This window comes from Pseudoalteromonas rubra, from assembly GCF_004212645.1.
GTDB lineage: Bacteria > Pseudomonadota > Gammaproteobacteria > Enterobacterales > Alteromonadaceae > Pseudoalteromonas > Pseudoalteromonas rubra_G.
The window spans coordinates 18871-43730 of record NZ_PPUZ01000023.1; the positions used below are offsets into that span (position 1 = coordinate 18871).

Below are 24860 nucleotides of genomic sequence, written 5' to 3' on the forward strand. Positions count from 1 at the left end.
GTTAAGGTAAACCAGTTAAGGTAAACCAGTTAAGGTAAACCAGTTAAGGCAAGCAACTGGCCTTGGTGAAGAAGTATCTTACTTCGTAGTCTTCACAGGTGGTGTAACTGCTGCTTCCGCCATTGCTGGAGTTCCAGCAGGCAAAGCCCGAGCTGTTATTGACCAGGTTTTGGCCGGTCAGGCTTGAGTCCAGCTTGTTGCCTTTGACTCGTGCAATTACCCCTGCAACATCACTGGTGCTGCAACTGGCGCCGATGTTACCCACTGACTGGTGGGAGCTGAACAACTCATTGTCACCGCTGGCCGGATCATCGCGGTCAAGCCAGCCGGTGGCATAGAGCCCGCCGTTAACCTGTGAACTGGCGATGCGATAAACGCCCAGTGAGTTAAGTTCTTTATTATCGGTGCCATGAAAAGCAAACAGTTGCTGGCTGGCGCTGGCCGAGTAGGTTGTACAACTGCCAGACGAAGTACCGCCTTTGATTGAACTGCCATTGCTGGAAGTCAGCTTCAGATAGTAAACCGTATCATAGCCATATTTGCCATCGTCTTTACAGATCTGCAGGCTTTTTAGGTGCTCGCCCTTGCTGCTATCAAAGGTCAGTTTATCACCCCAACTACCGCCGCTGCCGCCATAGGTAACGCACATTTCTGACGTGCCCACGCTGGCATGGGACAGGCTCTGTTTGGTTTCGTAACAAGCCTGAAAGCCATCCACCCGATTGTTTGAGCGTACCCGCACAAAGCTGAGGTTGAAGGTGCCGCCCACCAGGGCTTTGCGCTTTAACAGGGCAATATCGTTAAAGGCGTCGCCTTTATTGGTCGAACCCACCGCAGTGTTTTTCACATACTGCCAGTCGATATGCTCAGTTGCGTTAGACAACCAAAAATCATCGAACGCCTTGTAGTAGTTCACCCAGTGGTGCTCGGAACTGGCACCTATGGTGTTTTGTAGTTGCACATGCTCATAGGCATTGAATGGCATCGCAAAGGCATAGCTGCCGCCCAGGCTCTGACAATTCGCAAATCCCATCTCCCAGCTGTCCTTGCTGGTGGTCAGCTTCCAGTTGCGGTTGTCATCTACACAGGCGTGGTACTGATAGGTAGAGCACGCTTTGTCGACGATAGAGGCATCGCTTTCGAGGCTGGCACAGTCGCCCGAACCATTGGGCCGGTTCGATTTCCACGACCAGATAAAGTCTTCAATCTGGACTTCATTGGCACCATAGCCACTGGCAGCGCTGGTGTTGTTGGCTTCGACCAATGCAAGCTCAAGAATTTGCGCGCCTTTGTTGGCCCACTTGCTGATCACATTGCTACCGGTTTTACTTGAACTGGGACCATCCGGATTAAGCTGCGTTGCGCCATCAATGATCACCGTCATATTGTTGGCCAGATAATGCGCGGTCTGATCGCCGTTCACACACTCATTGCTGCCGTTCTGGCAAAATGGTTGATTGCTTTGCAGGTTGCCACTGGCATCGAAGGCATCGACGCCGATAAACACGGTATTCCAGAATTTAGAGTAACTGCCACTGCTGTGATAGGAACACAGGTTACTGTGATCTCTGGGGGTTTGCACCACGGCAACCAGCTGCTTACCCGCTGCCAGAATGTCGCGTTTGGTGAGGTGCGACACCGGCAAAGAGGCACAGCTCTTATCGGCATAGCCCCAGTCAGAGGGCATCAGCAAATAATCACCGATGTCTTTTTTCAGACGTTCGCCAATTTTGTTGTGCCAGTTTTTATGGTCGTTATGCTTGTACGATTCTATTTTCAGTAACACCACTTCGTCCGGGTTGTCTTTGAGAAAGTCTTTAATGTCGTCTAACCCTTCCGACAGCTTTGCATGAAAGCTTGAACAAATGGCTTTATTTTCCAGCGAGTTGTGGCACAGCATAGGGGTAGAATCAAAGGTGCCTTCCGGGTAAATATCAAATTCCATCACCCGTATGCCGCGCTTAAGCAGACTTTTAGGGGAGTAGTACTGGTTTACATCAGTATACGTGCCTTTGCTCCAGGCATGTGACGCATAGGCATTGTGCGCCCCGGCCCACAGAGTTTTAGAAAAAGGCGCAAAGTTATCTATCTGCCCTTGCAAGTCCAGTCGCGTGACTTTCTCATCATCGGTATCTATTGCGGCATGTACCTCAAGCGATACGCCAGATGCCGCGACGGCACCTGCCAGCAGCAACGCCAGTGTGTTGTTTGGTTTCATGGTAAAAATCCTCTCCTTTTAGTGTGAAGCTGGTCCTTAATCAGGGGGCTGTTTACGCCCCTGTACGAGCAACCGCGGCAAATATAGGCGCGAAAAGTGCAAGAAGTGTGAAGATGTGAGTTTTAGCTCTAATTTCGCTTGGTTTGAGTGTAGATAGCTTCTTGTAATGGTTAGAAAAAGACCGAATCTTTGCGCGCAGGTTGTTTGATGAAAAAAGTAAACGAAATGTATTTAAAAAACTGTAATAGAAATGAAGGCATGAGAACGGAGAAACTATTAATATGCAGCTCGGTATTTTGCCACTATTGCGAACTCGACAAACCTCTTGATTATCCGGACGTGTGCGGGCCGGGAACTGCTAACCAGCAGCACCAGTGAGCTCTGCTAACCTAAAGCGCCGTTATATCCTGTTCACGTCGAGCTCAACCAACCCCTCGGTCATCCCGGACGCGCGCGAGCCGGGATCTATTAACCGACAATACTGTGGCTCTTTCTGGTCGCGAACCCGACCAACCCCTCGGTCATCCCGGACGCGTGCGAGCCGGGATCTATTAACCTGCAATGCTGAGGCTCCTTGTGGTCATGAACCCAACCAACCCCTCGGTCATCCCGGACGCGCGCGAGCCGGGATCTATTAACCGGCAACACTGTGGCTCCTTCTGGTCGCGAACCTAACAAACCCGTCATCATTGGTTCTCAAGACACCTACCCAAAACGCACCGGCATTCGTTTTGCTTGTTGGCCGGTGTCGTTTCACTTTGCACTCAATTCTTGATGACTTTGTATAGGCTGGTGACATCACTCATAATGATGTAATCTGGTGAGTCTTTTATAAAGAGCACTATAGCGAAAGTGTCGCTAAAGCGTTGAACAGTCGAGGGCATACAATGAGATACAAGCACGTCAAAGCCGGTAATGCTGAGAGACATGACCTTGAACAGGGGGAAATCACGTCCATTCTTGCATCTGGCTCAGATACAGATAACCGGGTTTCTATTTTTGATAGCAAACTGCCTAAAGGCAATGAGGCTCCGTGGCACTTTCATGAGATTGATGATGAGATCTTTTACATTATCTCAGGGGAAATTGAGTTCGGTGTAGAAAATGACGAGTTTGTTGCCAATGCTGGCGACCTTGTTATTGCTGGTCCCAACGTAAAAAGACGTTTTAAGGCGATCGCCGACAGTCACGTGCTCGTTATCAATACACCTTCAGGCCCCTCTGAGGGATTTATTCGGGATATATCCAAATTCACTGCTGACAATCCTCCGACGGAATCAGACAGGCAAGCATTTGTAGAAAAGTACAAAATTCACATAGTCTAGCCTTTTTACGAGCCCGACTTCGGCGCCAGAGTTGGCGCTCTGGCACTGTGAATCCATGGGCGCTTATTAAATTAACGGTGGGTATTTGGCAACGTGATTTTTGGTTGCTTATTCTTATAAACCCCATTGTCATCCCGGACGCTTGCGAGCCGGGATCTATTAACCCGCAATGCCGTGGCTCCAACTGGTCACAAACCCGACCAACCCTTCGGTTATCCCGGACGCGTGCGAGTCGGGATCTATTAACCTGCAATACCGTGGCTCCTTCTGATCGCGAACCCAATCAACCTCTCGGTCATCCCGGACGCGTGCGAGTCGGGAGCCGCTAACCTACAGCGTCGTGCCTATTCGCAGAACAGTTGGCCGGTTCTTGCAGTGTTTACTTTACTGATGGATGGCTTGGTAAGGTCCAGGTTTGAATACAAGGTTGGCTTATTGGATATTGTAGGCTGCCGTATTTCTGTGTGGCAATTGCTTAAATCAGTGCCTCCGGGGAGCCGGAGGCACTGCAAACAGGTTAGTGTATCTGATACATGGCTTCTGACGTAGACAGGAGCAGGTTCAACTTCCCATTGCTGTCTTGTCGGGCTTTAATCGCATTGCCTGAAACTGTACCAGGAAACATCGGGCTAGCCCACAAAGGGTAGCCTCTGGAGTCAGTGTAGATGAGCTGTGAGGATACTTCAGAATCCCAATCTTTGCCGATTTGTGTGACGAGGATGAGCTCTTGTGAACTTGTTCGGGTCGGAGATACCACAATCTCTTTAACCTGCTTAGTAAGGTCCCGCTGATGAACTAGCTGAAGAACGTTATTTACAATTTCATAAATGTATACGGCCGTAGCATACTCTTCATTATCCTGTTCTGACACTTTCAGACAAAGTAGCTCTTGCTCGGGGTCCTGATCATAGTTAAAAAACTCAATATGGCTGCAGCTTTGCTCGACGGCGCTGAGCTGCTCAAAGCCGTTAATACTTGATTGAAGCAGTTTGAGCCTATCCTCAGCGACTGCGAGGGTCAGCGTCTCACCGTAATGTACGCTGAAATCTGACATACTGTCTTCTGATGTACTGTAATTTCCAATTAATGCCTCATTGTACACATCAACAAACTTCACACTTTGAGAAGTGCTATAAATTGCATCCGGGATGTTATCGCCGTTGGCGTCGGCCGCTGTCACACGTTTTATAGTTGCATCTGAGTCGGTATTTAGTTGGTAGGATACCGCTTCAGTTCTTATGTCCATCACTGCCAGGTTTGCAGAGTGTGCTTCTGTAATTGGGATCAGCAACTGAGCAACTCCATTTTGGTAAAAATCTGCGACATGCGCTGACGAATGATAATTCCAGTTGCTGGAGATTGGCGCTGATAGCCTGTAGGAACCGTTTGTAACCGTAGTTAGTACGCGACTACCTCCTGAGCCTGAGTTGGTTCCGGGGACAAAGAAAATTGCGTTGTCCGATTCTTGTTTAAGGCTCGACCAGCCTGCAGGAACGTAGAAGTCCAATTGCGGCGCAATCATGTCTTTGCGCACTGTGGGTGTTGTAGCGTCTATATCCGCAGTTACTAGCAGTTTTGAGTTGAAACGGTTTATGCCACCAGTGCCCCAGAGTAGCTCCATTTTTCCGTCGTTATCACTGTCACCTACAGTCAAAGAGGTTGAACCATAATCAACCATATCAATCGACCATATTTCTGAGATGCTATTGTCCGCTGTCACGTCATAAGCGCGAATATTACCCCACTGACAATCGCCTACTAACAATTCATCATCAGTATCATTATCCAGGTTTGCAGCGGTGATTGAGCATGTACCGTTATCAGGTAAGGGGTGGTTTGCTAACAGCGATTTAGCCGCAAGTGAGTGAAGTTCCAATTCATCACTTACACCAGCTAACTCTTGCACGCCATCTCCGTTGAAGTCTCCAGTGGTTATCAGGCCCTTGGAAAACGTTGTGTCTATTGCCGATTGACTCTGCCAGTCTTTAGTATCGTAGATAAGCCCTGAGCTGAGTACCAGTTCAAGCTGGCTGTCGTCATCCAGGTTGGCAAAGTGAACTGTTCTTGTGTTACTGGCTGCGGTTTCAAACAGCATATTCGTGGTGTCCTTAAGACTGAAAACGCTGAGTGACTCTCTGTAAGCGCTGTATTGGCTTTCGCCATGAAGCAATGCAATTTCTACAATACCATCACCGTCGATATCTTGAACGGCACCTGCTGATATTTTTGTCTCTGAATTAAAAACTGTGACAGCTTCATTGTCGAGGTTATTAATCAGGCTGACACCAAACTCAGTTACAATAAAGATCTCACTTTCACTGTCTTCATCCGTATTTGCAGCAGCGATTTGTACTACCTTACCACCGCTAGGTAGCTCATATGGGTAGAGCCATTTTTGCTTGGTCTCTTCATTTTGCTGCTCCACCAACATTATACGCCAGTTGTTGTCTGTCGTTAGTATCTCGTTCTTATTATCTCCGTCAAAGTCATCAATGAGAAAATTTCTTTGCTCAGTAGGTGCTTCTATTCCTGAGTGAGCTATTGGCAGTGCTTTGTTAGTTGTCACCCTGACTTTTTCGGTAACAATGGCGTTTTGCTCACTATCCTCTCCTGGTGTGGTGAATGAAAAATAGAACTCCTGTGAAGTGAAAAGCATATTTGTGGGCACAGTCCAGGTTAGAACCCCATTGTCACTCAGTATTGTGCCTTCTGGTGCCGAGATAAGCTGAGTTACTAACGTATCGTTTGGTTTGTCAGGGTCTGAAATGATGGGAGTGAATGATACCGTTTGCCCCGATGTAATTGAGTCATCTAAGCCTTCTATCGTCAATTGGATGGGTGAGTCCTGCAGGTCCAGATTTAATGTTGGGCCTACAACTGTATTGTCTGAATCTGAAACGACCATGGCGACTTCAAGCGTGTCTCCAAAAACCGCGATACCCGCAGGGAGTGTATTAGTTGTCTGTCCTTCAATAAGTTGGCCATTAAGATACCAACGGAAGCTGACTTCCAATTGATGCAAAGGCGTATCAGGATCTTCATAATGACCATTTTCAACAATGATAGGGCTGGTTGCGAAATACTCATCGTCATCGTTTCGGTTTGGGGAATACACGATTGGAGGCAGTGAGAGCGGATTGAGTGGCACAAGTGTTAAATCACTCAACTCACCAGAAATGAAATGCTTAATATCAGAAATGTTTGTTGTCAGGTCATATTGGCCATCTTTGTTACTGTCTTCAAAATAAGTAGTGCCTGTATTTTCGAATTCCAAGGTAATAATTTTATCGCTACCTTCAAAGCGCAGCTCACCCCCTTCGAAACTAGGTGAATAGCCGTACAAATCCTTCCCAGAAAAGGCAAATACGCCCTCATTACTGAAAGTCAAAGTACCTTCGATCTGCAAGTTTTCATGGTAATCCATGTTGTTATTGTAGCCATCATCGTTGACTGTGAGCTCTGAAATTATCTGATAGCTTCCATTCACTTCGACCAATAAATGCTGTTTGATGTTAGTTGTGTTTTCTCTGATAGTAGTGTCATAACCTGAAGAAGTGATAAAACTACCGGTTAGTTTGATTTTTTGCTCGTTATTTGAACTGGTGAAGTTGTTAAACAGCATTGCCACTTCGCCAGTTGTAGCCGAAGTCATATAGACCGCGATTGTCATGGAACCATCGACTTTTTCATTCTCGTCGGACATGACGCAGTCTGAGAACTTTGCCAGCACGGCACCGTTACCATTCTCGTTAACTTTACCCCTGTAGGTAACATTACCTGATATGGGACACGCAGAAAGGCCACTTATAGAACCGTCATTAGAAACGTGATCCTGTAAATAGGGCATATCCATACCAGAAAATCCGTCGGTGGAATCATCGAACAGATGTGCCAACCCTTTTCTGAGCAATTCATTGTCCAGATTAGCAGGCGTTGTTACTCCCTTGTATCTGTCACTTATCAGCGCTGTAGTTACTCTCGATAGCTCGGCAATGGATGTGTTTGAAGGGTCGTCCAGGACACTGACAGCTGCTTTTTCTTGTTTTGGTTGTTCAGTCAGGGTTTGATCGCCATCGCTGCCTCCGCCACCGCAGCCTGTGAGAATGGTCGTTAAGGCTATCGTCAAAGGAGTAACTTTAAATTTGCTCATAATTTTGCTGTCCCTATTTTGTTTTTAAATCGGCGCGATTCTAGCAGGTTTTATTTATGTAATCTAAATGTTTGGGGTTTTGGTGTTGGTTGTTTTTTATGTAAATGGAGTTTGACAGGGAAAGCTAAAACGCTCTAAACCATGCTGATTTTATGGATAGGCTGGAGTGATTAAGAAAGTGATGGAATTGAGGAGTTCCAAGTTGATACCTACAGGCAATTCGGCAATGTAAAGCCGAGTGGGCCTACAACTATGTAGAGCCATGTAGATATCTATCTAAAGGTTGGTTCACTTCCTATCTATAACTGGCGGTATGTTTTAAGCGCTAGTCTCGACATAGAACGACAGCTATACCAGTCCTTATATTTCACTCGCCAATTTTGAGGCAAGTAATGAACTTAAGGTGCCTTCCCGGACAAAACAAACCAGGCAAAGCAGGCACGAGGGAACCGCCAGCACAGGGCTCCAATGTATTCTGCTTACGTCGAACCAACCCCTCGGTCATCCCGGACGCTTGAGAGCCGGGATCTAATAACCCGCAATACGATGGTTCCTTCTGATCGCTAACCTAACCAACCTCGCCGTCACGTGGAAGCCTGCCACTTGTCAAACTGGTTAAGTATTGTTGGGGATTGGTAATGTGTTATCTTACACGGCAGTTGTTAACACGGAATTTTGCATCATGAATGAATCGGCGCTCCACCAAACCTTATCGCAACGTTTTGGCTTTTCAGCATTCAGGCCTGGCCAGGAACAAACAGTCACCCAGCTGGTCAACGGCCACTCTAGCCTCGCAATATTCCCAACCGGCTCAGGTAAGTCCTTGTGTTATCAGCTGACGGCTTTACAGCTGCCCCATTTAACCTTAGTTATCTCGCCACTGCTGGCACTTATGAAAGATCAGCTTGAGTTTTTACACAGCAAAAACATCAATGCGGCCAGTTTAGATTCAACGTTAACCCGCGAGCAAAGCCAGTCTGTGATGCAAAATGTCAGAAATGGCAGCATTAAAGTGCTGATGATCTCGGTTGAGCGTTTTAAGAACGAGCGTTTCAGAGAATTCATTAAGCAAGTGCCTATTTCTATGCTGGTGGTTGATGAAGCGCACTGTATCTCTGAGTGGGGCCATAATTTCAGGCCCGATTATCTTAAGCTACCCGACTATCGTAATGAGTTAAACATCCCATTAGTGTTGCTGCTTACTGCCACGGCGACCAAAAAAGTAAAGCGCGACATGGCGAACCGGTTTGATATAAAACCCGAGCATATTGTTCAGACGGGCTTTTATCGCGCTAACCTGGATTTAAGCGTGTATGCCTACCCGGAAGCGCAAAAAGTGCAGGCACTGATTGGCTATTTAAAGCAACAAGCTGGCGCAGGCATTGTGTATGTCACGCTGCAACAACAGGCCGAGCAGGTGGCTAAGCAATTACAGGCGGCGGGCGTAAATGCCGCAGCTTATCATGCTGGACTGGATGACAGCCTTCGTCAGAGTATCCAGAACGATTTCATGAACAATCACAAGCAAGTGATCGTTGCCACGATTGCCTTTGGTATGGGCATAGACAAATCCGATATTCGGTTTGTGGTGCACTACGACCTGCCAAAATCGATAGAGAATTACAGCCAGGAGATAGGCCGTGCAGGGCGCGACGGGCAATTTTCAGAATGCATTACTTTGGCTAACTTAGATGGCGTTGCGACGCTTGAGAACTTTGTTTACGCCGACACCCCGGAGCAAGCCAGCATTCAGGCACTGATTGACGAAATTCAGTCGCAGCAACAGCAGGGCTTATGGGAAATGCAGGAACTCAGCGCCTCTAAAGTCAGCAATATCCGATTACTGGCATTAAAAACCTTGCTGGTACAGCTCGAACTTAAAGGCGTGATTGAGGCCAAATACGCCTTTTACGCCGACTTTAGATTCAAGTGGTTACGCACAGAGCAGGACGTCATCAGCATGTTCGATGCGAACCGTCAGCAATTTATTCAGCAGATAATTGCCAACACGCAATTTAAGAAAGTGTGGGGCACCGTTGATATTCAGGCCTTAGTGCAACAAGGACACGACAGAAACCGGATTGTAGCAGCACTGGATTACCTGCATGAGCAAGGGCATATCGAGCTTGAATCAAAGCGCATGATGCAGGTGTATCAGGTTAATGAAACTAAGCTGGCAGAGCCAGATTTGGCCAAAGAGCTTGCCGATTACTTTTTAGATAAGGAGCAAGCCGAGGTTAAACGTATTGGGGCCATGCTGCGCTTTTTTGAGTTAAATACGTGTTTAAGTTACAACTTAGCGCGCTATTTTGACGATGAAAATGCCCCTGAGCAATGCGGACACTGCTCAGCATGCCGAGGTCAAATTGCACAATTAGCCCAGTCAAAACAGGCCGAATTTCCGTCGAACGATACGTTACGAAACGATTTAAATGCGCTAAAACAGCACCTGATGCAAATTGGCGTTACGCCCAGCCAGGCAATACTAACCCGATTCCTAACCGGCATGACTTCGCCACTGGCAACCTCTTCCAAATTCAGACAACGCGCCGGGTTTGGCAGCTGCGCAGACATTCGCTATCAGCAGGTTTTGAATAAAGTAAAGCAATTGGGCTTTGGGGCATAATGGCGGATCAAAGGTGTAGTACATCTTTATCAGATAGCACCAAAATCAAAGCGAAACAGTGTTTGAATGAGCACCGGCCTGGCAGTCAAAGCTGACACGGCCGAACCTCACCTTCAAAACTAGAACTTTTTCTCAAAACCGACATCCACTTCCGTCATCCCGGACGAGTGCGAGCCGGGATCTGCCAACATGCGGCGCAGTGGAACCCAGTTACAGCCGAACTCACAAGCCCCAGACACTGCGTAACGACTCAGAATTTAGGGATTAATGATAATGTACTTGGCGTTTACATAATGAGGGAGTGACGAGCAGCTAATGGAGCCATTTTTACTATTAATGTAAACTTCTACGCTTTTACCTGCCGCGAGCGCTGCCAAAACAATGGCGTTTCCTTTGTCCGACGGCGGACAAATCCACTTTCCATTAGAGCCGCTTGTTTTGAATGCGGTATTGCCATTACATTGTTGAGGGTAGTCCATCACCCAGGTGACTTTGCCTTTACAGTTGATATCCGCCGCATTTGCCAATACAGGGAACAAAATAAGTAGAACTGTTAATAACGCTTTCATAGACCTTCCTTTAGTGTTTAATATTTTCGCTGACGGCACAAAGTGCCTTGTTTAGCATTGCGACGAGCGAGCACTGCCTGCGCCTTTATGTCAGCCTGTAACTGCATGCCTTAGAGCAAGTTTACAAACTTTTGATTTATTGTGAACAATTTTTGTTAGTTTGTGATGACAGGCGAGTACCGGGTTAGTTTCAGCTTTAGGAGAGCTATTAAAAGTTGGGGTGGGTGTCCGGGCAAAGTGGTTGTCGAACTCACAAACCACACCGTCGTCCCGGCCGCTTACGAGACAGGATCTACCAATGTGCGGCACAGCGGTCCCCCTTTGCAGTTGAACTCGCAAACCCCACTGTCACCACGGACGATTGCGAGCCGGGATATACAGCACAGCAGTATCCTGAGACACGGCAATTTGGGGTGAGATATAACCTGTTTTCCAACAATTGATGTGTGAATTTATGGTGAGAACTGTATGTCGCGACAAGTATCACTAAAGCCAGAAATTGTTGCCACCTATAGAGCAGTCACGACACTGGCAAAAATGAGAGCGCTCATCAGCGCTCTTTTCCGTGATTTAGAGCTAAATTAAGCTTCTATTTTACACGTACGGCCCCAATAACACGTGTATTGATCGGTTGGGTTTAGGGCTGGGCTGGCAGGGACGTCAGGCCCTGCGGCACCAATAACTGGCGTTAATCGCTGAGAAATTGCTTTGTCTGCTGATAATTGCTTAATGCTTTTTTTACTTAGTTTTAATTTCATGGTTAATCCTTTATTTGAATTTTTAAACCCACATTAACAGTGGAGTTTTCATACTAGACAAGCGAAAAATCTATTTCAAGCTTAAATTCAGATAATAAGCGCGCTACTCATGGTTAAAGGGTGAGAAGAGATCAATTACCTGTTGACGGTAGCTCCTTTGCTGATGAACTCACAAACCTCACCGTCGTCCCGGTCGCTTACGAGACAGGATCTACCAATGTGCGGCAGCGGTACCCCATTGCTGTTGAACTCACAAACCCCACCGTCATCCCGGCCGCTTGCGAGCCGGGATCTACCAACGTACGGCACAGAGGTATTCCGTTACGGCCGAACTTACAAACCACACCGTCATCCCGGACGCCTGCGAGCCTGAATCTATTGACTTACAGCACAGCAGCTTCCTGATGCGCACCAATTTAGAGGGTGTCCAAGCAAAAATCTGCTGGATGTATAGACAGTGCCTGGGCTGTTGTCCAATAACACTATTATGCCCCAATTTGTCCAAATTTCACGTGGGTGCGATTTTGATAATTGCAGCATATTGTTTACTTTAATTTTACTCCGTGGGACCATGAGGTTATGTAATACAGCCCGTTATGTCAGCTTATGTTCCGACATGATGGGGTAGAATAAATTGTTAACTAGCAAGGAGCAATCATGCCTAATCGAACAACAATAGAAATTCTTAAGGGAATGAATTCATCAGATATAAATAAAGTCGTCGAGCAATTAAATCGAGAAGGAGCTTTCACTGATGAATGTGACCTGACGTTTCAGTCAACTGCGATGGAAGCTTGGGATGAAAGTTGTACATCATACTTAGCTGACAATGGATATTCAGGTGGATACTTAAAGTTGATCGGACAATACTTTCCAGAGGTTGGAAGTGTTTATGTGATTTATGACTCAGATGAGCTTAACTCCGATGAAGCATTAGACTTCGCAAAAAAAATAGTCAACCTTAAATATGCAAGTTAACAAGCGCCTCATGTTGCTCGTAAACTCGCTGGGAAAAATTTTCGCGGGCTTTTCGCTGTGCTCGAGTATAGCCCACTCAATTTGCCTCATATTCGGGCGTTAGCTATAGAAAGGAAGCTTTATGACAAAAGAGCAAGACTGCAATAGTCGTAATATCCCCCTCCCTATTCAGCGCGAGGTGCGGCAGAGGTGTGGTTTCGGCTGCGTTATTTGCGGAATGCCTCTCTACGAGTATGAACACATGGAAGAGTGGGCTAACGTCAAGCGTCATGTTGCCGAAGAAATAACATTGCTATGTGATCAACACCATAGAGAGAAAACTGGTGGACTTCTCCCTAAAGAAGTAGTCAGAGAAGCTAATTCAAATCCATTTAATCTACGCGAAGGTGTTTCTAAACCATACAGCCTTCATTTTTCGGGAAAGACTGCTGAAATTGAGATTGGTGGGAATAGTTTCACTTGCGAAGATCTAGGGTATGGAACAGCAATGGTGCCTGTAAGTGTAGATGGCACGCCTTTGATTGGCTTGATTATGGCTGATGGACACTTTCTTCTAAATCTTGTCATTTTTGATGAGTTCAATGCTCCCGTTCTTCATATTAAGAATAATCAACTTTATTACACCACAGAACCATGGGATATACAGCTCGTAGGAACGAGGCTGGCTGTCCGCGAGGCACATCGAAAGATACTTATAGAAATTGATTTTCAACCACCAAATAAGGTTGTGATTAATCGGGGCCGATTCTTAAGAAATGGTGTTGAAATTTTGGTAAGGCCAAACAATATCCTGGTCACGAATAACGCCACGTTGATTCGTGGATGTCGTGCTCATAATTGCCACGGCGGCTTGATCGTTGGCCATCATGAACAACGCATTGGGTGCTTTATGGCACTTGTTAGCCTTCCTAGGTATCTTGGTGATCGTTCAGAGGCGCTCAAATTTGAGCGCGAATCGATGGCTGAATTTAAAGCTAACAAATCAAGTAATGCAGACGGCTCAAGTGCCGCCGATTCTTGAGGAGTTAGTATAACAGGTGGAATTAGGTGGCTTTTTAGCCAAAATATATCCCGAACAAGCTAAGCAAGTATACGAGAGATGCGTTCATTCCATTCAAATAATGAACGCAATCACCCAAAGAAAAATAGATGGTGATTTCTTTCAGAAAAGTAAGTTATGTAGACATCCACCCAAGAGTTACAACACCCAACTTCTTGCTCATCATCATTAGTTGAACTATTATTTGTACGTTATTTTGTACTTTTTAGGGTTCGTTATGAGTCGTATTCATCTGGACAAAGATATTCAGCCGCTTTCTGAGTTTCGTGCTGGTGTTGCATCCTATATCAAGCAAATCAATGAGACGCGTCGTCCATTGGTAATCACCCAGCGCGGTAAGGGTGTTGCCGTTGTGCTTGATGTGGCTGAGTACGAAGCGATGCAAGAGAAAATTGAATTGCTGGAAGAAATGCGTGCAGCTGAGGCGCAGTTAGCCTCAGGCCTCGGCGTTTCAAATGAGGATGCGCGAACCCAAGTGCTAAGCCGCATCAGAAAATGAACGTTGTCTGGTCTCCTTTAGCGATTCAGAAGCTTGGTGATGCCGCTGAGTTTATTTCTCTGGACAATCCTTCCGCTGCTGAAAAGTGGGTGAATGATGTTTTAGACAAGACAGAGTTACTTGCAAGTGTGCCTGAAATGGGTCGCTGTGTGCCTGAGCTGCCTAATACAAATTACCGTGAAATCATTTTTGGCCACTATCGTATTATTTATAGCCTGAGCCAGGAAGTTCGAATATTAACCGTTCGTAATTGTCGGCAAATTTTGACGAAAGATGACGTCTAGTAATGAGTTGAGCGAATATCACTGATCCTTCTCATCAATGCAACTTTTAGCCACAAGAAAAGCCCCGAAAGCCATAGTTATGTGGACATCCACCTAAAAACTGATGTGCGTCTAGGTTAAACCTATCGCTTCTTCTGCACACTAATTTGGGGTGAGTGTCGGCCAGTTCGTTATCAGTAAAAAAGTAACTGTCTGAATTAAAATCTGACCTGTTACAAGTGAATCCAGCCGACCACACTCAGAAGTGGCTGATGGAGCCGTTAGCTCCACCACCAATCCCACATGTCAAGTTACCTATACAAGTTACAGTCGCGAGATTTCAATTGTTCCATTAACTGTACATGTGGGATCTTTGCGAGAGTCGTATCTTTTACTGAAGCCAGAAATAGTCTCAAAGCGTTTTTAGACGATGTCGTTAGATGATTACACAATCATCATTACTCGCCGTGAATCGGGAGATGCAGTAGTTATTTTACAATAGCCTTGTCGAAACAGTTAATTTGCTTCGCTCGCCTAAAAATACGGGGCATTTAAGTCGTTCCATAGTGCAGTATCGTGCTGACAAAACAACAGAAAGAGAGCTGATTGATGGGTAGTAGCCAGCGTTTGCTGGCCTGACGATGCCTCCGGTGGCTATTTGTACTGGCAAAGCCAGAACAAGAAAATATGAAACGTATCAATGATCTGCACAACGATGTTAAACGTTCGCCATCTGAAGAGGGCATAGGCAAACCTGAGCCACTAAAGTGAGCTTTACTGGCTTCTGGTCTTCACGTATTAATGACACAAACAGGCTTCATCGTCGGGCGACTAACAAGGGGCTATGGCGTCAATTGCTAGGTTTCGGCATTTGCGAGCAGCTGGGCATTAATCCAAATTGTACCTGTTCTTATTCAGGTCGTCTTTAGGTGCGGGATACTCCAAGAAGTCACATATCACAGGCTCTGAACGTGATTAAAGGAGGCTTGTTCCTATATTGATATAATGATAAATTCCTGTTGCTAATAAATAAAATCTCGTCGATGCATGGTTGTTCTAATTCCTGGCTCTAGGGATGTGTTCACTTTAGTGTGTGTATCGGCAGGAATCTACAGGACATATACTTTGCGTCTAATAACTATTTTTTCGTTCATCTTATTTCTCTCCGCGTGCAACTCCACAGGGCATAGTTCAAAAGCGACTTTTGTAAAAGTTGGTGTTAAACCGACTGAGCATCTGGCAAGCCTGAGTTACCACGATATTAAACCTGTCAGTTACATAGACTCGCTGGGTAAAATTCCGGTTTACAGTGACTTTAAACCACATGCCAAAAAGGTTGCAGTTTATGATGGCCTTTTTTGGGAAGTTACTCCAATGGGGCAATATGTCTATTATCTGGCAGGTGACTTCAAGAAAAATGAGAAAGGGTTGTTAAGATTTGCCTCTCAAAACACAGAGTTACGGGTTGAGATCAGCTATGAGGATGATGCAATTGATGTAGCTGGCTATGAAATGAACTATAAATATGAACAAGCAAGTCGTGGAAGCCGTCTTGATTTATCTGATTTACAAGGACTGCGACTATCTTCGATAGATAGTCTGCTAAATAAATCGTTAACCGTAGATGGTTCTTACTATTCTCGAGGAGTTTTCAAAAACAGTGGACTAGGGTCTAAAACGTCTAAGTCTCGATTTGAATTTATGAAGTACAAAGACAATGCAAAGCTAGTATTACTTTATGAAGATATCCTCAAGCCACAGAATGAAAATGAGGAGCCCCGATATCTCAAGATCATAGTGTCTAGCAAACAAGCTGACCTTGATGCAGGAGCCTTGTCATCTATGTTTGATGAACTAGTATCTGTTTACCACAACATGCCTTATAGTCGATTGTCCGGAGCGACGAGAATGTAGTGTGAGTATAGCGATGGTCGTTTGCCACACTTCGGTATCAATACTCACAAAAAAAGCCCCTAAAAAGGGGCTTTGCTGTCCTGATTATCTATAAACCAAAACTACTCACTAAATAGCAGTTATCAAAAAAAAGCCAAAACAACCACCTAAACAATCACCCCCGGAATTTCCTTACCAAACCCAAGATCTACGCCACACGCTTTGGCTGCGGTGTGCAATACATCGTGCTGGTTGTAGCCAGAGCCGATGTCGCTGACTACGCCTCGGTTGATGCGGGCGCCGCCGCCGGCGATCAGATAGGCGCAGGGGTTGGCAGAGTGTTTGTCTGCGTGGCCCATGTCGGTGGTTTCTAGTACCACTGTGCTGTCTAAGATGCCGGCTGCTTTGAGTTTTTGGATCAAATAGGCGCTCAGGCTGCCAAGGTGGCTGCGCATTTCGGTGTAGTACGGGTAGTTTGGCTGGCCGTTACTGCCACCGTGGATGGCGTTGTGATAGTGCCCCTGGAAGTTCAGCTCAGGAATGCGGAACTCAGACTGGTGGTTACCAAAGGCCAGTGATACCGAGCTGGTCAGGTTGCATTGCAAAGCTGCCACGGCAATGTCTGCTTGCAGCCTTGCCTGCTGACTGAAGGTATCAAAGGTCAACGGGAACTCAGTGTCATCGGGGGCAATGCCACAGGAGGTGCCGCCAGAGAGCTCATCTAAACGCCGCTGGGTGTCTGCAATGGCATCGAGATGGTCATTCATGCGCTGTATTTCGTAGCCTGCGAGCCTGTTTTTTATCGCGTTGGCTGCCGACATATGCGCATTCATGATAGGCGTTTTACTGTTGCTGCCCTGGGCGCCGCCAAACACCATTTTATACACGGTGAAGGGGTTTTCCTGGAACGGCAAACGGTTACGGTTGTCTTTGGTTAAGTGGCCCTGGCCATTACTGTGAACGCCTAAGTTCAGATAGCGAAATGGCAGGTTCGGGCCCAGTGCGTTACCCATAGTGACGTCGTAACTGTCGCCGCCCCAGCTCTGGGCGAGCAGCACCGGCATACGGCCATGACCCGCATTGGAATGGGCCATATTGACCATAAAGTTACACTCGGTTTTAACCGGCTCATAGCCTGCCGACATCACGCCCAGCTGCATGGTTTCACCGCTGCCTGTGGGGTTCCAAAGCGACGCAATAGAGCCGCCCGGAATATAAATAGACACGGTTTTGTTGGGCAGCCCGGCGTCCATCGCATCGGCATGTCGTGCGTAAAGCAATCCTGATACCAGCGGCGATGTGCGGATCAGGGCGGTCGAAATACCCGACGCCATAAACATTTTTAATAAGCTGCGGCGCGATATCGCCATGTTATTTAAATGCTCTTTTTTCATGTTACTAACCTCTTAATGTTGTGACCCGCATTACTCGCTTCTGGACCAGGCTTTGCGATAACGCACCGACTTGAGCGAACCAAATTTCTCCAGCATGGCTCTCGGGCTTTCCTGCATCATGGTGTTGGTCAGTGTGTCGATTTCACACATATAACCGACCTGCTCTGTCTGAGACAGGCGCTTGTCTTCTTCACTCGTCGGGTCGATTGAGTCATGACCCACACCCATTACGTAGCGGAACATTTGCTGTGGTAAGCAGCTTTGAGCAGAAGACAGGTCGGCTATTACAGCACCTAACTGTTTAGTGCCGTTGAATGGCACAAAGTCACTGACCTGAGCGTATTTCTCAGGGGCGTAGAGGGTGCCCGATGCATTGATCACATTACCGTTGTTGTCTTGATTACGGATGTTGCCCACGGCATCAAAGTCTTCCATACCAAAGCCCATCGGGTTGATGTACTTTTCGTGGCAACTTGAACAAGGTTGGCCTTCGGTCAAGCTGTGGTACTTGAGTCGGTTAGTGGTCGTCGGGTCTTGCAACAAGTCAGACAGCTCGGCAAGCCTTTGCTCTCTGGCTTCAAAGGTACCGGCTGGCGGATCGGGCTGATCCTGGCACAGCATACGGCGGCGTACTCTGACCGAGCGTAAGATAGGGTGCGACTCGTCTACTTCTGCCCAGCGCGACATAAACGCACCATTGGCTAAGATACCCCCACGCTGTGTGGTCTCTACTTTTTGCATTTCATCGCCCGATACGCCAGGAATGTTGTAGTGGTTGGCCAGTAACTGGTTGACGAACGTGAAGTTGGCGGTATACAGCGAGCCAAATTTTTCGTCCGGCTGAGTCATGATGTAGGAGAAGGTTTCGTTGATCTCCGCTTTCATGGCGGGTACCAGATTGGCAAAGCCCGGATAGTGGTCCTGATCTTTACTGGCGACCTCTAAACTGCCTGTGCCTAACCAGCTGCCTACAAAGTCACTCAGCACCGGTTTGGCTTGCTCTGCCAGGCGGTTTGCATGGGCAATGATATGGGTATCATCACGCAACTCATCACGCTCAGCAGCTTGCCACAGAAGCTGATCTGGCGTTGATCCGGTAAAGGTATAAGACAGGAAGGTAGCCATTTCCCACGAGGTTAGCTCAAAGGCGTCGTAATCCAGCTCTGAGTTATCCGGGTTCGCTTCGCCCAACTCATGACGATAAATAAACTGCGGCGAAGACAGCAAGCCTTCCAGTGCTAACTGCATGCCCGCTGCAACGTCGTTATTGTTGAAAAAGCCTGTTGCGATCAGCCGGTAACTGTCTGCCTCATCCTGCGTTAGCGGACGGCGGAATATCTGCGGCGCTAACTCATCAATTAAACGGTTGGCACAGTCTTCATTAATGGCAGCACAACTTAAAGCGGGCGAATAGCCATTATCGGCCACCCATTGTGCGATTTCTTCGGCAACCAGCAGGTAGTTGCTGTAGTTAGAAGGCTGCACAGCGGCATGGGTATTATTGATGAAAAAGCCCACCTGAGAATCCGGCGACAGGCCGTCTGACACTTCAAAATCAACCCCCAGCAAGTCTTCTACGGTGTTTTGATATTCGGTTTGGGTCAGGATTTTTAACTGTCTTGCACCGTATGCCACAGGCGCAACACCCACATCACAGGTTAATGGTGCAGGCCACAGGGTTTGCAGGTAATCCGCGATATCCGTGGCACATTGCTCATCACAGGCACCCGGCGCGCCATAAGGCATAGTCGCGGTGATCACATCAATCATGGCCTGTACGTCTCGTTCTGTATTGAGCGCAGGGAAGGAACCCAGACCGCCCCCTTCAGAGCCATGACACCCGGCACAGTTGGTTTTGTACAACTCCATGCCACGGGCAATGGGGTCGGTTTGCGTGACTGTGACACGGGCAATATTACTGGGCTGGGAGGGCACTGAGTTGTTCAGCGCAATCACCTTGTAATCAAACTCGCCGGACTCCGGCAAACCCGACTCATAGTAACTGGCGTTAGAGGCAAGCGTAGCGGCGGTGTGCCAGCGGCCATCAAGCGATTTTAAACGCACCAGGTAGTTGGTTTCGTTATTGCTGTTGTCGTACCAGCTTAATTGCGCCTGCGCTTCGGTAGAAAGCACACTGGCGCTGAGCTCAGAAGGCGCAGCGGGTTTCGCCGCCATATTAACCGGCTCAAAACCGTCTTGTTCGGCTGATAAAAAGGTCAGGTTAAAGTAAACCGGTACGGTCTCGCCAATGCCACTCAGGTTAGCAACTACTCGCAGTGCCTCAATACCATAGTCCATATCAAAGGTCTTACTGTCGATGATCATCGGCGTAAGCGTACTGACATTAACATGGCCTGTAGCCAGCTTCACGACCAACACATCCAGGCTGAGTTCATGGTTTACGCCATGCAGGCTCATCTCGCCGGTAACGGATTGAACCGTCGGGTTGCCCACTTCCAGCGTGCTCAATAGTGCAGGGTCAATTTGAGTACTGAAGTACGCCGTTGGCAGTAGCTCTGTTTCAAACAGCAAATCCATAACCCGGCTGTTTCTGATATCCACACCGGTAGACACGCTATTTAGATCAACTGCCAGAATCACACGCCCGTCGGCATCAATACTGCCCGATAGCGCAGGAGCAGCGTTATTCTGCGACGCAAACTGGTTCAGCTCTGCCACATGGTCTTTTTTGACCGACACATAGCTGAGTGAAGACTCTGCGCTATCCAGCGCCCACAAGCCCGTTTCTGTGACCGCATCCGGGGGCGTAGTCGGGCCAGAGTTGCTGCACACATCACCATTGAGGGTAATGGCAACGTCTTCGCTCAGGCCATTTTTATTGGCAACAATGCCCAGCCCAAATGACTGATTTGCATGGACTGTATGACCTTGTGAGGTGATGGTACAGCCTGTGTCGTTACAGTCGAAATTGCCGTTCCAGCTATTTTGCAGGGAGATGCCCGGGTTCCAGGTGAGTTCGAGCGACCAGTCGTTAATGCTTTGCTCTGAGTCATTCTCTATGACTATTTCGGTTTTAAAGCCATTGTTCCAGTTATCCGGAATGTTGAATGAACACTGTGCTGCCTGAGCAAACGGCGCGCTTGCGATTAAACTGATGCAGGCGGCAAACTTTGCCATGGCAGGTGCTGCTGATTTGCGACGAGTCAAGGCAGAGAATCGTGGTAAATTATTGAATATCATTTTCTTTCCCTCCTATTGTTGAGCTTCAAAAACTAAGTTAAAGCTCACGGGAACCGCGTAACTGATCACAGATAAATTCGCCAATGTTCTCAGTGTTTCTATACCTGGCTCTAAACCAAAATCTGTCGCGTCCAGCACAACAGGGGCAAGGCTTTGCACCATCACCTTAGTGTGCGTCAGGCGGCGAACTGCCACGTCTGCAGTCACTTCGGCTATCACGCCTTTGAGGTTGAGCGTGGCGGTCACAGTCTGCTTTTCAGTGCTGCCAATGGGTAATGCTGTCAGAGCTGCATAATCAACCGCGAGCAGTACTTCGGCGTGCGGGAACAAGCTGGTATCGAATAAGTGCTCCTTCATTCTGCCGTCCCGGGTGTCGTTACCTGTATTAACACTGGCCAGATCCAGGGTGAGCCTTGCTGCCCCTTGCTCAGAAATACTACCGCTGAGGTTTTCGAAGGTGTGTGCTTCAACCACGTGCTGTTTTTTAGTTGAGACAAAATACAGGCTGGAGCTTTGCGGATTTAACTCAAACGGTCCGTTGATTGGCGCTACATCCGGCTCTGCGACCTGAATGCTGATAGGCTGGCTGACTGTGGTATTAACCCCGTCATTGACCAATAATTTAACCGTAAATGTACCGGTCTGATTGAAAACGTAAGCGGGGTTTGGCTCGCTGGATGTATTGCCATTGCCAAAATCCCAGCTGTAGGTCAGGGTATCGCCGTCTGGATCGGAAGAGCCGCTGCCATCAAAGTTCACTGTTAAAGGGCGCTGGCCCGAGGTTACAGAGGCAGACGCAACGGCCGTTGGTGCATGGTTAATATTGCCATCTGTCGAACATAAACCGCCAAGTGAAGGCGTAGTAGGGGCATCGTTTTCCTGCGCCTTTTGGGCATTAAAACCAAAGTTTAAGCTCTGACCCGGATTGATGGTGCCGTTGTAGTTCTCGTTCACAATCTCATAGGGGTTATTGCCACTGTGATTGCCATGCCAGACGCCGGTCAGTTTAGTGTTGTCGGCAAACTCCATCAGCACTTTCCAGCCTGAAATAGCCACGCTTTCGGTGTTGGTGATGGTGACCTTGCCGCGAAAGCCTGAGATCCACTCCTGTTCCACTTCAAAGATACATTGTGCTGACTCTGGCTGCGCTTGTTCAATCGAGAGCGAAATTGGTGCTGCCTGGTAGTTATTGGTACCGTCGCTGATGGTTAATGACACCTGGTAATCACCCGGCTGCTCAAAGGTATGCTGTGGGTTTATTTCGTCTGAGTTTTGGCCGTTACCAAAATCCCACAGATAGCTCACTGTGTCTGAGGCTGAGTTGGCAAGCTCGCTGCTGAACTGGATGGTGGCAGGTGCCGTGGCCTGGGTGTCAGACGCGGTAATGGCAACACTGACTTCGTTATTGTCATCCTGCCCGCTGCTTGCGCAAATGCCAGAGAAGACAGGCGCAACGGCGGTTTGCCCGGCCGCTTTTTGCACGTTAAAACCAAAAGACTTTGACGAGTTTGGGTTTATCTTTCGGTTCCAGCTGAGGTTCTCAAATTGATAGGGGTTGCTGCCGCCCAGTTGGGCGCGCCAGGCATTGTTGATTGACTCACCCTGATTAAACTCAAGCCCGACCGTCCAGCCATCTAAGGCAACGTCGGAATCGTTATATACCGTGACTTCTGCGGTATAACCGCTTTGCCACTCATTTTTTACCTTGAACTCGCACTGCGCTGCCAGGCCCGGCATAGCGTGTCCTAAAGCCATTAAACAGAGCCCGACTTTAAAAAGCCGGCGCTGCTTGTTGTATCTATGTTGTCTCATGAGTATTCCCCAGAGCATTGTCATCTGACATGTTGTTTCCCTGCTGTTCTTCGCTGAATAGGCGGTCGACCAGAATGAACAGGTTAAAATTGCAACGACAAGCTCAGGGATGAGGAAAGACTAAGAGAGGGCGGTATGACAACAGATGCCATAGGCGTGAATGCCAATATGCTACGCAATGCGCATACAAAACAACAGTATGCACACTTCATTATCACTCGTTGGCATTCAGCAACCCCGCTATCTTAGTATGCACCTTAGACCGGAAGCTTTGCGTCCCCTTCTTTCGAAAGGTTTGCTATTTTAAGCCTGTCTGTGGAAGTTAGCCCAAAATTGCAATAACCACAAAGGCCAAACCGCAACTTTCACATTATTTGCACATTTCACCTGAAATAAGGCTGGAAGGCTGTTTGAAACTTGTCCTCGCCTATTATGAAGTCCTTTAAATTTAATGATTTATGCTCATTTTTAGAAATGTGCACAATGTGGCTCAATTGTGCAAAAGGGCAACGGAATGTGTCCTAAATTTAGTCTGGTTATGGTATGTTTTCTGTTTGTGATGGTTTGAAGGGTTTAAATAATGGTGCCTAATAGGCTTTGCGGAGAGGTATTTTGAATCAAAAAAACACACAGCTGGTACGTGTACTTGTCGGGGTATTAGGGCTGATTTTTTCAATAATATACAATGCAATTAATAGAGAAAATGAATATGTCAGGCTTGAAAGTGATATCGCTCAATTACACTTGAAAGATGGAGAACATGCTAAATTACTCTCTCTTTATGAATCAACTGGCGTGACTTCATTAGAAATTGGCGTTGAAGGCTTTAGCCGGAGTGATGCATTATTCGAAGAAAAGAAAAACCAATACAAAGCAAAGACGCTGAACTTTGTCTGCACGAACGATGTACTAAAGAAATATTTAGACTCTGAAGCCCAAATTATTGTTGACCTGACGGTTGGGAAAAACCTAGCCGATATAATCGCTAACTTAAATATCACATCAGCTCGCTGTAGTAGGTTAGGGTTGTAGAACAAATCAGTATCAGGCTGCAAGGATCCTTTAACAGATTCTGTGTAACTGTCATTTTTTAAATGCGCGTCTTGCCCTGGCAAGTTTATCTTTATCCATTGTTGCTGATACGTGCTCCCATAACTGTTCCTTGAGTGTATCAGGCACCTTTTCCAGGTCGTCGGGTCGTTTTTGTGAAAAGCTCCAACCTCCAAAAAACCTGGCTGCTCCTTCTGTTTGTGCTGTACTTAGCTGGGTTGAGTTAATGATTGAGATGATGTTAGCCGTTGAGTAGTCAAACAGCATTTTCCTTGCAACCCCCTCGTAGGATGGATAACCTGACCAAGGTCCAGCGCCGGAGCCAAACCATTCTAGCAAAGCCAGGACCTGTAGGCGTTTATCTGGTATTGCCGCTGTGAATAGAGTCATCAGTCGCTGTGTATCTCTTGTGCCATAAGGGGTTAGAGCCTCAGCCCAGACTGCTCTGATTGACGAGGGCATTGCTCCAAGCCAGCGCTGCTCATTTTTCTGGCTTTGTATTTGCTCTTTCCTTCGCGTATCAAACATCTGTCGTGGCCACGGCATGCCGCGATCATCAAACCAGGTTAGCCATTTATCTGTATCGACTACAGAAGCATCACTGCTCCAGTGTGAGAAGCGTATATAGTTACCGCTAATATGTGATAGAGCTCCTAGCTCTTTATCACCTTTGTAGAAATAAATTACGGGATTACCAACGCATAGACAGAGTCGCTCTGTTTCGGGGCGTTCAATGACCAGGCTGTTTTTCAAAGCTGATAAGTCTTCTCTTTTTTCGGACTCAAATTGCACCAGTGCGTTTTTTGGATCTTTTACTACCAACCTGTCTGCCAGCTCAATGATCTGGTGCAGTTGTTTTAGGTTAACAGGTATCAGTGTCTCACTCGCATAGGTTACTGACATACAGCACATCAAAAAAATGACATATAAGCATCTGTATTTCATGGTAATTACTGGTTAAAAAAGATTCTTAGTGTAGACTTATCATAATTTGTAACCTTGTCAATCAGAAGTGTTAGTTAAACTTATCCGAGGGAGTCAGAAATACTTAATCTGATACCCTC

16 protein-coding genes, 2 pseudogenes and 1 riboswitch are annotated in these 24860 nt (G+C 47.1%); of the genes and pseudogenes, 10 read left to right on the plus strand and 8 right to left on the minus strand.

The window, feature by feature from the left end; translation table 11 throughout:
- Positions 1–43: 43 nt before the first annotated feature.
- The gene (locus C3B51_RS08890) at positions 44–2218 is read right to left on the minus strand and encodes a phosphatidylinositol-specific phospholipase C domain-containing protein (protein WP_130244806.1); all 2175 of its coding nucleotides are present in this window, start codon (positions 2216–2218) and stop codon (positions 44–46) included.
- A gap of 887 nt (positions 2219–3105) precedes the next feature.
- Between C3B51_RS08890 and C3B51_RS08895 the strand changes: the two genes are divergently transcribed.
- Positions 3106–3543: a cupin domain-containing protein gene (locus C3B51_RS08895; RefSeq protein ID WP_130244807.1), complete on the plus strand. Its 438-nt coding sequence runs from the start codon at positions 3106–3108 to the stop codon at positions 3541–3543.
- 517 nt (positions 3544–4060) lie between these two features.
- Here C3B51_RS08895 and C3B51_RS08900 read toward each other — a convergent pair.
- Positions 4061–7693 carry an FG-GAP repeat domain-containing protein gene (locus tag C3B51_RS08900; protein ID WP_130244808.1) on the minus strand — a complete coding sequence of 1211 codons (3633 nt, stop codon included), beginning with the start codon at positions 7691–7693 and terminating at the stop codon, positions 4061–4063.
- Between the two features lie 682 nt (positions 7694–8375).
- On the opposite strand from C3B51_RS08900, the gene C3B51_RS08905 reads away from it, so the two are divergent.
- Positions 8376–10319, plus strand: coding sequence for a RecQ family ATP-dependent DNA helicase (locus tag C3B51_RS08905; RefSeq protein ID WP_130244809.1), 1944 nt, complete (start codon positions 8376–8378; stop codon positions 10317–10319).
- A 257-nt stretch (positions 10320–10576) separates the two neighbouring features.
- Here the strand turns inward: C3B51_RS08905 and C3B51_RS08910 are convergent, their stop codons facing one another.
- Both C3B51_RS08910 and C3B51_RS23560 read right to left on the minus strand, forming a co-directional pair.
- Positions 10577–10888, minus strand: coding sequence for a hypothetical protein (locus C3B51_RS08910; RefSeq protein WP_125781421.1), 312 nt, complete (start codon positions 10886–10888; stop codon positions 10577–10579).
- Between the two features lie 581 nt (positions 10889–11469).
- A complete protein-coding gene (locus C3B51_RS23560; protein WP_165389127.1) occupies positions 11470–11646 on the minus strand; it encodes a hypothetical protein in 177 nt (58 codons plus the stop codon).
- Between the two features lie 657 nt (positions 11647–12303).
- Between C3B51_RS23560 and C3B51_RS08915 the strand changes: the two genes are divergently transcribed.
- The 7 genes and pseudogenes from C3B51_RS08915 to C3B51_RS08945 all read left to right on the plus strand — a co-directional run bounded on the left by C3B51_RS08915 (position 12304) and on the right by C3B51_RS08945 (position 16360).
- Entirely contained in the window at positions 12304–12624 is a 321-nt protein-coding gene (locus C3B51_RS08915) for a hypothetical protein (protein ID WP_130244810.1), read from the plus strand.
- A gap of 121 nt (positions 12625–12745) precedes the next feature.
- Positions 12746–13645 (plus strand): cell division protein, encoded by a 900-nt coding sequence (locus C3B51_RS08920; RefSeq protein ID WP_130244811.1) that lies wholly within the window; start codon positions 12746–12748, stop codon positions 13643–13645.
- A 256-nt stretch (positions 13646–13901) separates the two neighbouring features.
- Complete coding sequence (locus tag C3B51_RS08925) at positions 13902–14183, plus strand: type II toxin-antitoxin system Phd/YefM family antitoxin (protein WP_130244812.1); 282 nt, start codon at positions 13902–13904, stop codon at positions 14181–14183.
- Complete coding sequence (locus tag C3B51_RS08930; RefSeq protein ID WP_130244813.1) at positions 14180–14467, plus strand: type II toxin-antitoxin system RelE/ParE family toxin; 288 nt, start codon at positions 14180–14182, stop codon at positions 14465–14467. Before C3B51_RS08925 ends, C3B51_RS08930 begins: the two co-directional genes overlap by 4 nt.
- A 348-nt stretch (positions 14468–14815) precedes the next feature.
- A pseudogene (locus tag C3B51_RS23880) lies at positions 14816–15063 on the plus strand (type II toxin-antitoxin system Phd/YefM family antitoxin).
- A 41-nt stretch (positions 15064–15104) separates the two neighbouring features.
- Positions 15105–15375, plus strand: a pseudogene (locus tag C3B51_RS08940) (type II toxin-antitoxin system YoeB family toxin).
- A 196-nt stretch (positions 15376–15571) separates the two neighbouring features.
- Positions 15572–16360 (plus strand): hypothetical protein, encoded by a 789-nt coding sequence (locus C3B51_RS08945; protein WP_130244814.1) that lies wholly within the window; start codon positions 15572–15574, stop codon positions 16358–16360.
- Positions 16361–16506: 146 nt separating this feature from the next.
- Here C3B51_RS08945 and C3B51_RS08950 read toward each other — a convergent pair whose 3' ends face one another.
- From C3B51_RS08950 to C3B51_RS08960, 3 genes are read right to left on the minus strand one after another with little or no spacing between them, the layout of a single operon-like run.
- Entirely contained in the window at positions 16507–17733 is a 1227-nt protein-coding gene (locus C3B51_RS08950) for a DUF1552 domain-containing protein (protein WP_052713331.1), read from the minus strand.
- A 30-nt stretch (positions 17734–17763) separates the two neighbouring features.
- Positions 17764–20934: a DUF1592 domain-containing protein gene (locus tag C3B51_RS08955; protein WP_130244815.1), complete on the minus strand. Its 3171-nt coding sequence runs from the start codon at positions 20932–20934 to the stop codon at positions 17764–17766.
- Positions 20935–20946: 12 nt separating this feature from the next.
- Positions 20947–22689: a cellulose binding domain-containing protein gene (locus C3B51_RS08960; protein ID WP_240701873.1), complete on the minus strand. Its 1743-nt coding sequence runs from the start codon at positions 22687–22689 to the stop codon at positions 20947–20949.
- 284 nt (positions 22690–22973) lie between these two features.
- A riboswitch (cyclic di-GMP riboswitch) is annotated at positions 22974–23056 on the minus strand.
- 302 nt (positions 23057–23358) lie between these two features.
- Between C3B51_RS08960 and C3B51_RS08965 the strand changes: the two genes are divergently transcribed.
- A complete protein-coding gene (locus C3B51_RS08965; RefSeq protein WP_130244817.1) occupies positions 23359–23778 on the plus strand; it encodes a hypothetical protein in 420 nt (139 codons plus the stop codon).
- 51 nt (positions 23779–23829) lie between these two features.
- On the opposite strand, the gene C3B51_RS08970 is transcribed toward C3B51_RS08965, so the two are convergent.
- Entirely contained in the window at positions 23830–24699 is an 870-nt protein-coding gene (locus tag C3B51_RS08970; RefSeq protein ID WP_130244818.1) for a hypothetical protein, read from the minus strand.
- Between the last annotated feature and the right edge of the window lie 161 nt (positions 24700–24860).